The organism is Streptococcus oralis, from assembly GCF_001578935.1.
Taxonomy (GTDB): Bacteria; Bacillota; Bacilli; order Lactobacillales; family Streptococcaceae; genus Streptococcus; species Streptococcus oralis_R.
Map to the genome: position 1 here is coordinate 367426 of NZ_KQ969522.1, position 14250 is coordinate 381675.

General features: G+C 41.6%; 14 protein-coding genes. 5 read left to right on the forward strand and 9 right to left on the reverse strand.

Features of this window, described 5'->3' with window-relative positions; all coding sequences use genetic code 11:
• Positions 1-52: 52 nt before the first annotated feature.
• Together SORDD15_RS08185 and SORDD15_RS08190 are read right to left on the reverse strand one after the other, a co-directional pair.
• Positions 53-1903 carry a polysaccharide biosynthesis protein gene (locus SORDD15_RS08185; protein ID WP_061416232.1) on the reverse strand — a complete coding sequence of 617 codons (1851 nt, stop codon included), beginning with the start codon at positions 1901-1903 and terminating at the stop codon, positions 53-55.
• A 75-nt stretch (positions 1904-1978) separates the two neighbouring features.
• Entirely contained in the window at positions 1979-2809 is an 831-nt protein-coding gene (locus SORDD15_RS08190; RefSeq protein ID WP_061416234.1) for a glycosyltransferase, read from the reverse strand.
• 221 nt (positions 2810-3030) lie between these two features.
• Here SORDD15_RS08190 and SORDD15_RS08195 point away from each other — a divergent pair, with 221 nt between their 5' ends.
• The 5 genes from SORDD15_RS08195 to SORDD15_RS08215 all read left to right on the forward strand — a co-directional run bounded on the left by SORDD15_RS08195 (position 3031) and on the right by SORDD15_RS08215 (position 7200).
• Complete coding sequence (locus SORDD15_RS08195; protein ID WP_061416236.1) at positions 3031-4197, forward strand: CynX/NimT family MFS transporter; 1167 nt, start codon at positions 3031-3033, stop codon at positions 4195-4197.
• Between the two features lie 135 nt (positions 4198-4332).
• On the forward strand, positions 4333-4659 hold the full coding sequence (locus SORDD15_RS08200) for a PadR family transcriptional regulator (RefSeq protein ID WP_061416237.1): 327 nt from the start codon (positions 4333-4335) through the stop codon (positions 4657-4659).
• A complete protein-coding gene (locus tag SORDD15_RS08205; protein WP_061416239.1) occupies positions 4646-5239 on the forward strand; it encodes a DUF1700 domain-containing protein in 594 nt (197 codons plus the stop codon). The genes SORDD15_RS08200 and SORDD15_RS08205 overlap by 14 nt, the downstream gene beginning before the upstream one ends.
• Positions 5232-6176: a DUF4097 family beta strand repeat-containing protein gene (locus SORDD15_RS08210; protein ID WP_061416241.1), complete on the forward strand. Its 945-nt coding sequence runs from the start codon at positions 5232-5234 to the stop codon at positions 6174-6176. The genes SORDD15_RS08205 and SORDD15_RS08210 overlap by 8 nt, the downstream gene beginning before the upstream one ends.
• Positions 6177-6237: 61 nt before the next feature.
• Positions 6238-7200: a DUF6574 domain-containing protein gene (locus SORDD15_RS08215; protein WP_061416243.1), complete on the forward strand. Its 963-nt coding sequence runs from the start codon at positions 6238-6240 to the stop codon at positions 7198-7200.
• A 61-nt stretch (positions 7201-7261) separates the two neighbouring features.
• Here SORDD15_RS08215 and SORDD15_RS08220 read toward each other — a convergent pair whose 3' ends face one another.
• From SORDD15_RS08220 to SORDD15_RS08250, 7 genes are all read right to left on the reverse strand, one after another.
• A complete protein-coding gene (locus tag SORDD15_RS08220) occupies positions 7262-8122 on the reverse strand; it encodes a DUF4299 family protein (RefSeq protein ID WP_061416245.1) in 861 nt (286 codons plus the stop codon).
• Between the two features lie 119 nt (positions 8123-8241).
• Positions 8242-9228, reverse strand: a complete 987-nt coding sequence (locus tag SORDD15_RS08225) for an oxygen-dependent tRNA uridine(34) hydroxylase TrhO (RefSeq protein WP_001030012.1) — start codon at positions 9226-9228, stop codon at positions 8242-8244.
• Between the two features lie 131 nt (positions 9229-9359).
• Positions 9360-9656 carry a bacteriocin immunity protein gene (locus SORDD15_RS08230; RefSeq protein WP_061416246.1) on the reverse strand — a complete coding sequence of 99 codons (297 nt, stop codon included), beginning with the start codon at positions 9654-9656 and terminating at the stop codon, positions 9360-9362.
• A gap of 68 nt (positions 9657-9724) precedes the next feature.
• Entirely contained in the window at positions 9725-10414 is a 690-nt protein-coding gene (locus tag SORDD15_RS08235) for a CPBP family intramembrane glutamic endopeptidase (RefSeq protein ID WP_061416248.1), read from the reverse strand.
• 168 nt (positions 10415-10582) lie between these two features.
• Positions 10583-12061 carry an ABC transporter substrate-binding protein gene (locus SORDD15_RS08240; protein ID WP_061416250.1) on the reverse strand — a complete coding sequence of 493 codons (1479 nt, stop codon included), beginning with the start codon at positions 12059-12061 and terminating at the stop codon, positions 10583-10585.
• A 103-nt stretch (positions 12062-12164) separates the two neighbouring features.
• Positions 12165-13016, reverse strand: coding sequence for a carbohydrate ABC transporter permease (locus SORDD15_RS08245; RefSeq protein ID WP_330996577.1), 852 nt, complete (start codon positions 13014-13016; stop codon positions 12165-12167).
• An 84-nt stretch (positions 13017-13100) separates the two neighbouring features.
• Positions 13101-14030: an ABC transporter permease gene (locus tag SORDD15_RS08250; protein WP_061416254.1), complete on the reverse strand. Its 930-nt coding sequence runs from the start codon at positions 14028-14030 to the stop codon at positions 13101-13103.
• Positions 14031-14250: the final 220 nt, after the last annotated feature.

Below are 14250 nucleotides of genomic sequence, written 5' to 3' on the forward strand. Positions count from 1 at the left end.
GGTCCTGTACAAACAGAACCTTGGCCTTTTATTTATAATTAGTTGGGCGATCTTAGTCAGCATGAGTTGTCTCATTCGCAAAGGAAATAATCGCTTCTTTAAGCTCATCTCCGCTGAGTGAACGGAACTCTTCAATCTTTTGATCAATCGCTTCTAGAGGCATGACGTTTACCTTACCAACGAAAATCTTGTCCATGACTTGATTATCAACCAATTCGGTCGAAACCAAGAGTTCTTCATAGAGTTTTTCACCCGGACGAATACCGACTTCAACGATTGGAATTTCACTTTCCGTGTGCCCGCTTAGAAGGACCATTTTCTTAGCCAAGTCGTAAATCTTGACCGGTTTGCCCATATCGAGGATAAAGACCTCTCCGTCCTTGGCATAAGCACCAGCATGGATGACCAGACGGCTAGCCTCTGGAATGGTCATGAAGTAACGTGTCATACGGAAGTCTGTCACCGTTACAGGCCCGCCTTCAGAAATCTGACGTTCAAAGACAGGAATCACACTACCACGACTACCAAGAACATTCCCAAAACGAACTGCACAGTAGGTTGATTGACTACGTTGGTTAAAGCCAGTGACAATCAACTCTGCCACGCGCTTAGTCGCACCCATAACGTTCGGTGGATTGACCGCCTTGTCAGTCGAAATCATGACCATCTTAGGTACTTTGGCCTCATCAACAGCCTTGGCAACATTATAGGTCCCGAGGATATTGTTCTTGAAGGCTTCTTTTGGATTGCGCTCCATCATCGGAACATGTTTGTGGGCTGCAGCATGATAGACGATGGCTGGTTTGTACTGTTCAAACACCTGCAAGAGACGGTCATAGTCCTGAATATCTGCAATAACAGGAACATAATCAATCCCTTGGAATGTACGGATCAACTCATGATAAATAAGGTAGATTGAATTTTCACCATGTCCAAGCAAGACGATACGCTCTGGGTTGAAGCGGCTAATCTGGCGACAAATTTCAGAACCAATCGAACCACCAGCTCCTGTCACCAAGATGGTCTTACCTGTAATTTCTGCACCCAGGCGTGATTCGTCAAGGCGAATTTCCTGACGGCCCAAAAGGTCTGTGATATCAATTTTTTGGAAACCACTACCTGGTTGGTGAAGCCCCTGAACAACTGTTTCAACCTTAGGCATCTTATAACATTTGACACCCAATTTATTACACATCTGCAGGATACGTTCATATTCTGATGGATCAAGCGACGGAATCGCAACGATAACACGCTCGATTTGGTAACGTTTGGCCAATTCAGGTAGATTGTCATAAGAACCTAGGACTGGGATTCCACCTAGTTTTTGTCCCTTTTTCTTTTCATCATTGTCCAAAATCCCTACTAGCTCAAGGTCGCTAGTTGGATGTTGGTAGCTGTTCATAAAGAGGGCACCACCATCACCAGCACCAATCAAGAAGGTACGACGATGCTCTCCATCTCCACTACCTTGCTTGCGCTTAGAATAAATCAACTGCCAGGTGATGCGAGGAAGCAAGATGAGGAAGGTACTCAACAAAATGAAGAGCACGATGAAACGGATAGAAAATAATGGAAGAAAGGCATAGCAGATTCCATAAGAAAGAACACTACTGAGTGTCACTCCAAAAAAGATTTTCATAAAATCCGTAATCTTACTGTAGCGACTAATACTAGCATTCAGCCCCCAAAATGCAATTATGATTTGATAGAGAAGGAAGGCTAAAAGAGTGTAAATCACATAGTCCACAGGCGCAGGATTTATTAGGCCGTAAAACAAGATATAAGACACGATGATGGAAACCACCATACTCAGAATATCAAATATCCCCCAAAATACTTGTTTTTGCTGTTTATTTAAAATTTCAACCAGATCAATCACGTAATCTGTTAGTTTTTTATTCATAGGAATTTACTCCCCCTTAAAAGAGTCAAATGATACTATTGTTATGATAACCCGAATCGTTCAATCTATCAGGTCTTACTTGCTCTTTCTTAAAAGTTTGACAAAGATAAACTGACGTACAAAACCTGGACAAAGTGCAACAATTGCCTGAATGGCTACACTTTTAGCATACTCCATGTAAGAAATTTGCCCTCGCTCAAGCATCCTTTGGCGAGCTTGACGATAGAATTTAAGGTAACGCAAGCCACCTCGACGCTCAAACATCCCTGCACCTACACGAACCTTACACAAGATTTGATCTAGGTTGCCAGTCTTGGCACCTGCCGCAATCATATTGAGCCAAAGGAGGTCATCCTCCATGTAAAGTCCGTCTTCGTAGTTGCCCGCCTTGAGGACCATGTCCTTTTTGAACATGACTGTCATATGGTTAAAAGCGCTTCTCATTCTCTGATAAGCCACAATGTCTGCATGCTGAGTTGGAACACGACGATAAGACACAATCTCATCTGGATTGTCAATGAACTCTGCAATCTGCCCACCTAAGAGGTCGAGATCTTCTTTCTCCATTAGCTGAAGCTGTTTCTCAAAACGATCCGGAACGGCTAAATCGTCCGTATCCATCCGGGCAATAATATCATACTGGCACTGTAAAACGCCGTATCGAAGAGCCAAGCCTAAACCTTGGTTTTGTTCTAAGGGGCACCGTTTAACTGGAATGTCTGACTGAGCTGCCACTTCATCTAGCACCTGATAGAGTTCGGGTGTGAGCGGTCCGTCCTCAACAAGAACAAGTTCGCTCGGTTTCAAGGTCTGGTTTTGAACACTTTTGATAGCATCTCTTAAAAAAGTCGGATTTTCCTTTACATAGACCGACATCAAGACACTGATTTTTTGCTTTTCAGGCACAGTTTTTCTCCAATGTATAGATTTCCTTCCACTATTTTATCACAAATTCTCCTAGTTTCCTATTTTTATATCAAATCAAGGAAAATTCTAGTAAAGAAATGTATCTCCTTTCACTCTATTCTCGCTTAAATCAATCGAACTTTCTTAGCTGTCATTACTTGACATTATAGGGAAAAAACCTTAAAATAAGCTGTTATTAAAATCATCCTATCGAGGTTTTTATGAAAAAACAATCACTCTTTTTTGTTCTAGGAATTGTTTTAATCGGGACCGTTTTACGCTCTCCTTTTACTGCTCTTCCAACCATTTTAGGAGATATCGCTCAGGGACTAGGAGTGGAGGTTAGCTCTCTTGGAATTTTAACCAGTCTCCCTCTCTTGATGTTTGCTCTTTTCTCTGCTTTTGCAAGCCGCTTGGCACAAAAAATCGGATTGGAACATCTCTTTACTTACTGTCTGCTCCTCTTAACTGTTGGCTCTGCCATTCGTATTTTCAATCTTCCCCTTCTCTATCTGGGAACTCTGATCATCGGAGCGAGCATCGCCATTTTCAATGTACTCCTCCCCAGTATGATTCAGGCAAATCAGCCTCAAAAGATTAGTTTCCTAACAACGCTCTATGTCACTGCCATGGGAATTTCGACAGCCATCGCTTCTTATCTTTCGGTCCCTATCACCCAAGCTAGTTCTTGGAAGGGCCTCATCCTCCTTCTCAGCTTTCTCTGTCTGGTCACTCTGCTAGTCTGGTTGCCAAATCATCACCACAACCACCACCTAGAAAACCAAAAAGAAAAGCAAGTCAAAGAGAATATTCTAAAAAGTAAAGATGTCTGGGCTATCATTATCTTTGGCGGACTTCAGTCCTTGCTCTTTTATACAAGCATGACATGGTTGCCAACTATGGCTGTTAGTGCTGGTATTTCTAATAGTGATGCAGCTCTCCTCGCTTCTATTTTCTCACTGATCAGCATTCCTTTTTCAATGACTGTTCCAAGTCTGACGACTCGTCTATCAGATGGTCACCGTCGAATCATGCTGGCAATTATCTCTATCGCTGGGATGACAGGAATTGCCATGCTCTTGTATCCAACCAATAATTTCCTCTACTGGTTAGTTGTCCATCTCTTGATTGGAACGGCCTGCAGTGCCCTCTTCCCCTACCTCATGGTTTGCTTTTCACTTAAAACCAGTTCTCCCGAAAAGACCGCTCAGCTATCAGGACTAGCGCAAACAGGAGGCTACATCTTAGCAGCTTTTGGGCCCGCCTTGTTTGGTTACAGTTTTGAACTTTTCCAATCTTGGATCCCAGCTGTCCTTGCCCTTCTAGTCATCGATATCATCATGACCGCCTCACTCTTTATGGTGGATCGGGCTGATAAAATTCTTTAAACTTCTAGTTTTTACTAGGAGTTTTTTATATATAAAATTTTTACACATATTTCTTGACAGGGCTTTCAACTTGAGATACAATATATTTGAAAAGAGTATATATAAAATTTTTATATAATATAAAGGAGGTTTCCCATGTACTTCCCAACATCCTCTGCCTTGATCGAATTTCTCATCTTGGCTGTACTGGAGCAGGGGGATTCTTATGGTTATGAGATTAGTCAAACCATTAAACTCATCGCCAACATCAAAGAATCTACGCTCTATCCCATTCTCAAAAAATTGGAAGCCAGTGGCTTTCTGATCACCTACTCTAGAGAGTTTCAGGGGCGTATGCGCAAATACTACTCCTTGACCAATCGGGGCGTAGAGCAGCTCATTACTCTAAAGGAAGAGTGGACGCTCTATACCGGCACCGTCAACGGCATCATAGAAGGGAGTATCCGCCATGACAAGAACTGACTATCTGACTCAGTTAGAAACCTATCTCCATAAACTACCTGAAGCTGACCGCATCGAAGCTATGGACTACTTTAAGGAACTATTTGACGATGCCGGTTCAGAGGGCGAAGAGGAGCTCATTGCCAGTCTAGGAACACCAAAAGAAGCGGCTCATGATGTCCTCTCTAACCTCCTCAATAAGAAGGTCAATGAAGCCCCTGCCCAAAAGAATGACCGCCAACTGCTGCACATTGCACTCTTGGCCTTACTAGCAGCCCCTATCGGCATTCCTGTTGGAATTGCAATTATCTTAACCATTATCGGGCTTTTTATCGCGGCTGTCTCCGTCATTCTAGCTTTTTTCACCGTTTCGGTGACGGGAATCCTGCTGGGTGGACTTTTTATCGTAGAGAGCTTTAGTGTTCTGGTCGAAGCTAAATCTGCCTTTATCTTGATTTTTGGGGCTGGTTTGCTTTCTATCGGTGCTTCTTCTCTTGTTCTACTGGGTATCTCCTATGTAGCTCGTTTCTTTGGCCTCCTAGTCGTCCGCTTGGTGCAATGGATTCTTAAAAAAGGAAAGAGAGGTGACAGACATGCGTAAATTGACAAAAGGATTTCTCATCTTTGGTGTGGTTTCCACAATTCTCGGTTTTATTATGATCATTATAGGCGCCCAGTCCAATGGTATTCAAAGTTTACTTGCCATGTCAAAAGACCCCGTCTATGACAATCGTATCGAAGAAGTAACCTTTGGAAATGAAGTGGAAAAACTTGATTTAGCCCTTGAGGAACATAGCCTAACCATCACAGAGTCTGTAGATGACAAGATCCACATCACCTATCATCCGTCTGTGTCTGGTCGTCACGATCTAACTACTGGCATGAGTGACAAAACACTGAGCGTCACTGACAAACAAGCCTCCCAACATCGTTTTCTCGGTTCAGGAATCGAAGGCCTACTTCGTATTGCCAGCAGTTATTCTCACCGTTTTGACGAAGTCATTCTCTCCCTCCCTAAAGGAAGAAAGCTGCAAGCTATCACCGTCTCAGCCAATCGTGGACAAACCAATATCATAAATGCTAGCCTTGAAAATGCGACCCTCAATACAAACGGCTATCTCCTCCGAATTGAAGGAAGTCGTATCAAGAACAGCAAATTCACAACGCCCAATATCATCAATATCTTTGATACAGACCTTACAGATAGTAAACTAGAGTCAACAGAAAATCACTTCCACGCCGAAAAAATCCAAGTACACGGTAAGGTGGAATTGGTGGCGAACACAGACCTAAACCTACTACTTTCCGAAGAAGAAAAACAAAGAATCAACTTAGACCTTTCAACAAAACATGGTTCTATTATCCATTTTCTGAGAGAAGGAAGACGTTCGTTTAAAAATGAAGAAAACAAAGATGAACGTTTAAGCAATCCTTATAAAACTGAAAAAGCAGATATCAAGGATCTACTCATTGCAAAAGCCAACCAGGATATCTACCTACCTAAAGAAGAGCACTCTGCTCCATCTAGAAATCATTGACAAAAACGCTTTCATCTGCTAGTCTAAAGATAGAAAACGACCATAAAAAGGAGGTTCCACCATGACACAAGAATGGTTTGAAAGTGCCGATCTTGAGAAAAAATCACCTCAGACGAAATCAGAAATCCAACCCGACGAGCCAGAGACTTCGGAAACTGTGGAAACTGAACCACAAGTAAGCGAAGAAACACCTGTCTCACCTAAAGAGATGGAAAGGCATGAGGAGGAAGCTCCCGAAATGACTGAGGAAACCCAAACCGAAGAAGAGGGAGAAGGGAAAGCTGAAGAGGAACACAAGCAAGAAAACCCTGCAAAAGAGAAAAGTATCCTCAGCAAGGCTTTAGAAAGCCCCTATATCCCAGATATTGACCCTCGTAAAACAGCCAGATTCAAAGAAGAAATTGCACTATTTTGGGCTTGGCTACTGGATGCTATCCAAGAACCAACTGCTAGCAAGACTACGGACCAAAAGCATCGTTACAGTGTCTTTGGCCTGCTCACTTTGCTATCCTCGATTAACCTTTTCTTTAGTATCTATCATATCAAGCATCTCTACTACGGCTATATGGCCTCTATTGCCAATAATTTACCTAATCAGCTCCCTCCTTTAGATCTCTTTGCTGGACTCTCCATCTTTGTCGCTAGCGCTCTATTTTACTTTTCTATCATTTTGGGAGGATTCACTGTCCGACGTGTACTGGACCAGGAGAGCGACTTCACATTCCAAGAAGCTTGCGATCGTTACAGCCGACTCTTTGCTATCCCGCTTGTCCTAACGGCTCTAGCAAGTTTCTTTGCACTCTTTGGTGGCTTACGATTTGCTGGCATCCTCACTCTTCTAAGCATGGCCATCTTTGCCCTTGGGAATCTCTTTGTGATTAGCAAACCAAGTAAGACCAGTAGCCTTGACCCATTTTATCGTTTCTTGCTAGCTGTCTTACTTAATGGTGCTATTCTCTTACCCTTCTTCATTGCAGAGCTCGCGCTGACAGTTGACTACCTTCGCATCCTGACCTTCTTTTAACCAAAATCCCTGTCATTTGTTAATGACAGGGGTTTTTATGCTTACTCTTTTTAAACCGTGTCTACTTGACGACTGCCAATTCCTCAAAATCTTTTCCCAAAATGGCTTGTACTTCTAATTGATTAGCATCTAGTTGGTGGTAAGATTCTGATGGTAATACCTCGAGGAATTTTGCATAGTCCAAGCGAGCGATGGCTTCATAGTCTTCTGGTTTGGACCCATCACCAGAAATCGTCACTAGGTCAATCTCCCAAACAAGTTCCTTGCCTGCTAACTGCTCGGTGTAAGGCGCTGGTACAACGGGTTTCTTTGGCAAAATTGTCTTGACTCCTTGGGCTAGGTGGTAGATACCGTGTACCTTTTCTTGGGCGTCTGGGTAAAATTTCACACTGGCAAGGTAGGCATCAGAGCCTTGAACCTTCTTGACCAGCTCTTCAAAACGTGCCAATCCGTCCTCAACCAAAAAGCTCTCGAGGTATTCCTTGTTCAAATAGATAGGAGACAAGAGCCCTTGGCAGTATACTAGACGAGCCACCTTATCCGCTAGATAATTCTGAACTATTTGTCGGAAATAGGCTTCAAAATCAAATCCTTCTAGCCCTTCTACCACTTGCCCCAACTTGTTCGATAGGGCTTGGAGGAGAGCTTCTACAATCTCCCAGTCCGCTCTGGTAAGGAAGTCTGGAATCACCACTTGGTAGCCTTTTCGACTATCCGCATAGTTCACCTTGAAGAGAAATTGCGACTGACCTACAATCCCACACTCCATGTATTCGAGACGATTGAGGGGCTGACGGAGATAGACTGCATCATAACTATGCGACTCCAAGCCCTCCACCAAGGCCAGGATGGACTTAGCAGTCAAGACCTCCTGTTGTCCTAGAATGCTTTCTTTATTTGGGATAAAAAATGTTTTCGCCATAACTGGCCTCCTTTGAAATCGTTTACATATAGTATACCCTATTTTCCTGAAAGATACAGAAACAAACTTTAGATTTTTGAATAAAAAGCATAGAAAAACAGCCCTGAAGGCTGTTTGCTTTATACTGTAGCGACTTGATCCAAGCTTTCACCGATAGCTGCTAGGCGCTCGATTACTTCTGCTTGTGTCAATTCATTTTCTGAAACATAGCGGTTGCGTGGGTGAACACGGCACTCGTGTGAGCAGCCACGAAGGTACTTGTCTTCATTTTCTTCTGATGTTAGGATACGACGGTTACAGAAGGGATTTCCACAGTTGACATAGCGTTCACATGGTGTTCCATCAAACCAGTCTTTCCCTACGATGGTTGGATTGACATGGTTGACATCGACTGCAATACGCTCGTCAAAGACGTACATTTTCCCATCCCAAAGCTCACCTTGGACTTCTGGGTCTTTCCCGTAAGTTGCGATTCCTCCGTGCAATTGGCCGACATCTTTGTAGCCTTCACGGACCATCCAGCCTGAGAATTTCTCACAACGAACTCCACCTGTACAGTAAACCACGACACGCTTGTCCATGAATTTTTCCTTGTTGTCACGGACCCATTGTGGCAACTCACGGAAGTTGCGGATGTCTGGACGAATAGCCCCACGAAAATGTCCTAGATCGTACTCATAATCATTACGTGTGTCAAGGACAACTGTATCTTCGTCAAGAAGGGCTTCTTTAAACTCTTTTGGAGACAAGTAAGCGCCTGTTGTTTCAAGTGGGTTGATGTCGTTGTCGAAGTCGTTGTCTTCCAAACCAAGGTGGACAATTTCTTTCTTGTAGCGAACAAACATCTTCTTGAAGGCTTGTTCATTTTCTTCGTCAATCTTGAACCAAAGGTCTTCCATACCTGGAAGGCTGTGAACGTAGTCCATGTATTTTTGAGTTGTTTCGTAGTCACCTGAAACGGTTCCGTTAATTCCCTCGTCAGCGACTAGGATACGGCCTTTGAGACCGATTGATTTACAGAAAGCCAAGTGGTCAGCCGCAAATTGCTCTGCGTTTTCAATTGGAGTATAAAGGTAGTAAAGTAAGACACGAATATCTTTTGCCATAAGATTTGTTCTCTTTTCTATTCTTAAATTTTCAGAATTTTTCATTCAACTATACTAGTATACCCACTTGGGAAAACGAATGCAATTTATTTGACCGGAAATTGTATAGAGAGACCTGCCACTGCACTTTATCAGTAACCATAGCGAATCACAGATAATTCTCTCAATTTTTTGATTTGCTTAGCTTGACTTTCTGACAAACCCAGCTTGTTATCAATCAACACACGTGAGATGTCAACATTCATTTGGCTCAGAATAAATGGAGTAGAGGTCCCATCGTCCTCTAATCGTTTTTTATAAATCACTAACTGATTTTTCAGGGGAGCAAGTTGAGGCGCAGCCTTTATATCTTCCAATAGATGATCAATGATGGTCATGGCTTCACAACGCCTTTCGCTTCCTCCAGCGAACCATTTTAATGGTGTCATTCTCATTTTCCTCCTGAAATTCGCTTATAAATTGAAAAACTATAATTCCTAACTCTCCAGTCAGTATTTTACCCAAACACCCTATGTAAAAAAGTCAGCAAAAATGGCAAGGTCGCTACAATATTATTGATCACATGCACCGCATAGGAAGGATAAATGCTCTTGGTATAGCGGGTCAAACCAGCAAAGATGATTCCAAATGTTGCAAAGACCAAGATATCTAACAAACTAGGCAGGCTTGAAAAATGAGGAAGAGCAAATAAAATTGACGGAAGAAGCAAATCAAGGCCAAATCTCGAATGCTTAAAAAAGGCGTGTTGCAGTAATCCTCTATAGATTAGCTCTTCCATAAGTGGAGTCAGAAAGAACAAAGTTATATAGATACCTAGCTCAGCAAAGTTGGTCCCACTATAACCGATCAATACGGCCCAACCTTCAGCAGTTGACTGAACATGTTTAGCTGTCTGAACGTTAAAAGAGATCTGGAGCACTACCACTAATACTGTCAAAATCGAATACCAAAGCCATTTTTTTCTTGGAATGCGAAAGAGATAACCATGGCCTGTCTTAACCAGAATCCAAATCATGACTCCGCTAAATAGCAAACTCAAGATATTTTGAATCCAGACGAAATTGCCAATCTGGGAAGAAAATTGCCAATAATTTTGAACAATAAGCGTCAGCTTAGAAAGGCCAAATACGAAAAATAGGTAAGAGAGGACAGCACTTATTTTGAATAGAAGACGATATTTTTTCATAATAAATCCCCTATAGATGTATGTGTATCACATCGTCGAAACTCTTAGAACCACTCTTTTCATGTTTACATCCTAAAAACCACTACCTCCCCTAGAGAACTAAGGAAGGCAGTGATCACATTTTTAGGAATTAGGAATGAATACATGAAATCAATCAGGAGCTATTGATTATTTATTTTTTAAAAATTCATCGTATTGTTTTTGCATTTCGGTCAATACTTTATCGTAGGCACCTTCAGATTTCAATTTTTCCATCAATTCTGGAATTGCTTTTTCTGGGTCTACAGTACCTGTGTTGATAGCTGTATCGAATTGTTGCATTGTGTTAGAGATAGCAGAAATTTCAGATTTTACATTGTCAGTGTTAAAGATGAATCCAAGTGCTGGTGATTCTTTAGCTTCTGCCAATTCTTTCTTAGAATCTTCAATTTGTTTGTCTGTAACGTTTTCGTTGATGTAAAGAATCCAGTTATTACCAGTGTTCCAACCTGACATGTGAGTGTTTCCTTTGTATCCGTCAAGAACTTTCACACGATTTTCTTTACCTTCAACTTTTTCCCAGTTCTTACCTTCTGGACCGTAAACAAGGCCGTTCAAGAGTTCTGGGTTAGTGTTCAAGAGGTTCAAGACTTCCATTGCTTTTTCTTTGTTCTTAGAGTTGTTTGAAATTACAAAGTTAGCAACTTGAGTTGTTTGGTTTTTCTTGATGAAGTTTGTGATTGGTTTGACTTGGATATCTTTGTTAGCAACACGTGAAAGGAGGCTGCTACCGTAGTCAGCTGGTCCTACTGTCTCTTCACGAACGAACCAAGTATCTTGTTGAAGGTCAAAGGTTGTGTCACTTGTTGCAACGTCTTTTGGAATGTAACCAGCTTCATAGAATTTGTGAAGAGTCTTCAAGTGTTCTTTGAAGCGTGGCACTTCGTAACGGTTGACAATCTTAGTAGTGTCGCCTTCAAGGTCGATAACAAATGGAAGTCCGTTTGGTACTGGATAGTCAAAGTTATCTGATGGGATGTAGTTCTTAGTAACTGCAAATGGTGTTACATCTGGAGCTTTTTCTTTGATTTCTTTCAAAACTGGTTCCAATGTTTCGTATGAAGTTACACCTGAAATGTCAATACCGTACTTAGCAAGGAGAGTTCCGTTGAAGGCAAAGTTTTGTGATGATGCAACGTTAGCCGCTACTGGAACAGCATAAATTTTTCCGTTTACAGTGTTCCCTTTGATGTAAGCTGGGTCAAGTGCTTTGTAAAGCTCTGCTCCTTCTTTCTTGTACAAATCAGTCAAGTCAGCGTAAGCACCTTTTTGAGCATTTACAACATAGTTATCTGCAAAGGCGATATCATAGTTTTCACCAGATGATGTGATAACGGACATTTTCTTGCTGTAGTCACCCCAGCCAAGGTATTGGATATCTAGTTTAGCACCAACTTTTTCTTCGATGATTTTGTTTGCATTTTCTAGCAATTCATCCAAGTTATCTGGTTTGTCACCGATTTGATACATTTTCAAAACAGGTTTATCGCCTGAAGCTGAGTCAGCTGCTTTCTTGTTGTTCCCTTGCAAGTTTCCACAAGCAGCAAGACCAGCAGCCAAAGCAACTAAGCTAGCAGATGCAAAAGCATATTTTTTCCAGTTTTTCATGATAAAAACTCCTTTTTTATTTTTAAAGTTATAAACGATATTATAATAATAAAATTTGTTGACAGTACGAACTCGCAACGCTCGTTTTTTGTCAAAAATAATTCTATTCCTTGACACCACCAATGGTTAATCCTTTTACAAAGTAGCGTTGGAAGAATGGGTAAAGAACAGCGATTGGAAGGGTAGCAACAACCACCATGGCCATACGACCGGTTTCTTTTGGTAGGGCAACAGCAATCTGACTAGATGTCCCAACAGATTTGGAAATGTAGTCCATGTTGTTTTGGATTTGCATGAGCAAATATTGGAGTGGATAAAGGTTGTCACTCTTAATGTAGAGGAGAGCGTTAAACCAATCATTCCAAAAACCAAGAGCTGTTAGCAAGGTGATAGTAGCAATACCTGGTAGGGACAAGGGCAAACAGATTTGGAAGAAAATCCGTGCTTCACTAGCACCATCGATACGAGCAGATTCGAGAATGGCTTCTGGAATGGTCTTCTTGAAGAAGGAACGCATCAAGATGATGTTGAATGGTGAGAGAAGCATCGGAACAATCAAGGCCCAAACGGTATCACCCAGTTGAAGCAGGCGAGTGACCACGATATAGCCCGGTACCAAACCGGCGTTGAACAACATACTAAGAAGTGCAAAGATGGTGAAGAAGCGACGGTATTTAAAGGTTGACCGTGAAATTGCATAGGCATAAGTCGTTGTGATAAAGACGTTCGTCACCGTTCCCACTACTGTAACAAAAACAGAGATAAAGAGAGATTGGAGAATCTTGTCTTTAAATTGTCCCAAGAAGACGAAGCCGTCTAGCCCAAATTTAGATGGGAAGAAACTATAGCCAACTTGTTGAAGAGTCGTTTCATCTGTGATCGAAATCATGATAACGAAGATAAAGGGCAAGATACAAGAAAGAGCGATCAAACCAGAGATGATACTAAAGAAGATATCTGCTTTCTTGCTGAAGGAGTGAATGCCGACATTATCAATTTTTTCTTTTTAATTTTCTTTTTTGCCATATTCTCCTCCTTTCTAGAACAAAGCTGAGTTTGGATCGACTCGTCTTGCAAGTAAGTTTGATAGGATAACCAGAATCAAACCGACTACGGATTGGTAAAGACCAGCTGCTGAAGCCATACCGATATCTGCTGTCTGAGTCAAACCATTAAAGACATACACGTCCAAAACGTTGGTTACATTGTAAAGCTGACCAGCATTGTGGGGGATTTGATAGAAGAGACCGAAGTCTGCGCGGAAGATATTTCCGACTGCAAGGATGGTCAAAACTGTTACAAGTGGAGTCAACTGAGGAATGGTTACGTTGCGAATACGTTGCCACTTGCTAGCCCCGTCCACTGTTGCCGCTTCGTAGTAGGTTGGGTCAATTCCCATGATTGTCGCATAGTACATGACACTGCTATATCCAAAGCCTTTCCAAATACCTAGGAAAAGGAGAAGGTATGGCCAAATGCCTAAGTCAGCATAGAAGTTGACTTCCTTCATGCCAATGGATGTTAGGAAATGGTTGAAGACCCCTTTGTCAATGTTTAGGAAGGCATCTGTAAAGAAACTGATGATAACCCATGACAAGAAGTAAGGGAACAACATAGACGTTTGGAAAATCTTAACCATTCTCTTAGAGCGAAGCTCACTGAGAATAATGGCAATCCCAACCGCCACAACCAAACCAATAAAGATGAAGCCAAGGTTGTAGAGAACGGTATTTCGAGTGATGATAAAGGCATCTTTTGAACTAAACAAGAATCTGAAATTATCTAACCCGACCCATTTACTATTCACAATACTATCTATGAAACCATTACTGGTCATATGGTAGTCTTTAAAGGCGACCACATTCCCAAATACTGGAATGTAAAAGAATAGAATCAACCAGAGTGCCCCTGGTAAAACCATCAAGAGAAAGATCCAGTTATCTCTCAAGGTCTTTGAAAACTTTTTCATACTTTCCTCCCTTTTTATTCCTAAAAACTGATTTCATCGAATTTTTAGGTTTGATAACGATTACATTATTAGTATACTCCTATTTGAAGGTCAGGTTAAACTACTAATTATAGAAAAAACTCCACAAATTATTTTATGTGGAGAAGTTTTTTATAAGAAATAGGTTTCACGAGAAACACTCTGAGCAAAGGACACTGTTCTTATTTTTATACTCAATGAA

Bases quoted from the DNA above. Each gene is read 5' to 3' on its own strand.
- SORDD15_RS08185 (WP_061416232.1), bottom strand. From the start codon at position 1,903: ATGAATAAAAAACTAACAGATTACGTGATTGATCTGGTTGAAATTTTA.
- SORDD15_RS08195 (WP_061416236.1), top strand. From the start codon at position 3,031: ATGAAAAAACAATCACTCTTTTTTGTTCTAGGAATTGTTTTAATCGGG.
- SORDD15_RS08200 (WP_061416237.1), top strand. From the start codon at position 4,333: ATGTACTTCCCAACATCCTCTGCCTTGATCGAATTTCTCATCTTGGCT.
- SORDD15_RS08205 (WP_061416239.1), top strand. From the start codon at position 4,646: ATGACAAGAACTGACTATCTGACTCAGTTAGAAACCTATCTCCATAAA.
- SORDD15_RS08210 (WP_061416241.1), top strand. From the start codon at position 5,232: ATGCGTAAATTGACAAAAGGATTTCTCATCTTTGGTGTGGTTTCCACA.
- SORDD15_RS08215 (WP_061416243.1), top strand. From the start codon at position 6,238: ATGACACAAGAATGGTTTGAAAGTGCCGATCTTGAGAAAAAATCACCT.
- SORDD15_RS08220 (WP_061416245.1), bottom strand. From the start codon at position 8,122: ATGGCGAAAACATTTTTTATCCCAAATAAAGAAAGCATTCTAGGACAA.
- SORDD15_RS08225 (WP_001030012.1), bottom strand. From the start codon at position 9,228: ATGGCAAAAGATATTCGTGTCTTACTTTACTACCTTTATACTCCAATT.
- SORDD15_RS08230 (WP_061416246.1), bottom strand. From the start codon at position 9,656: ATGACACCATTAAAATGGTTCGCTGGAGGAAGCGAAAGGCGTTGTGAA.
- SORDD15_RS08235 (WP_061416248.1), bottom strand. From the start codon at position 10,414: ATGAAAAAATATCGTCTTCTATTCAAAATAAGTGCTGTCCTCTCTTAC.
- SORDD15_RS08240 (WP_061416250.1), bottom strand. From the start codon at position 12,061: ATGAAAAACTGGAAAAAATATGCTTTTGCATCTGCTAGCTTAGTTGCT.
- SORDD15_RS08250 (WP_061416254.1), bottom strand. From the start codon at position 14,030: ATGAAAAAGTTTTCAAAGACCTTGAGAGATAACTGGATCTTTCTCTTG.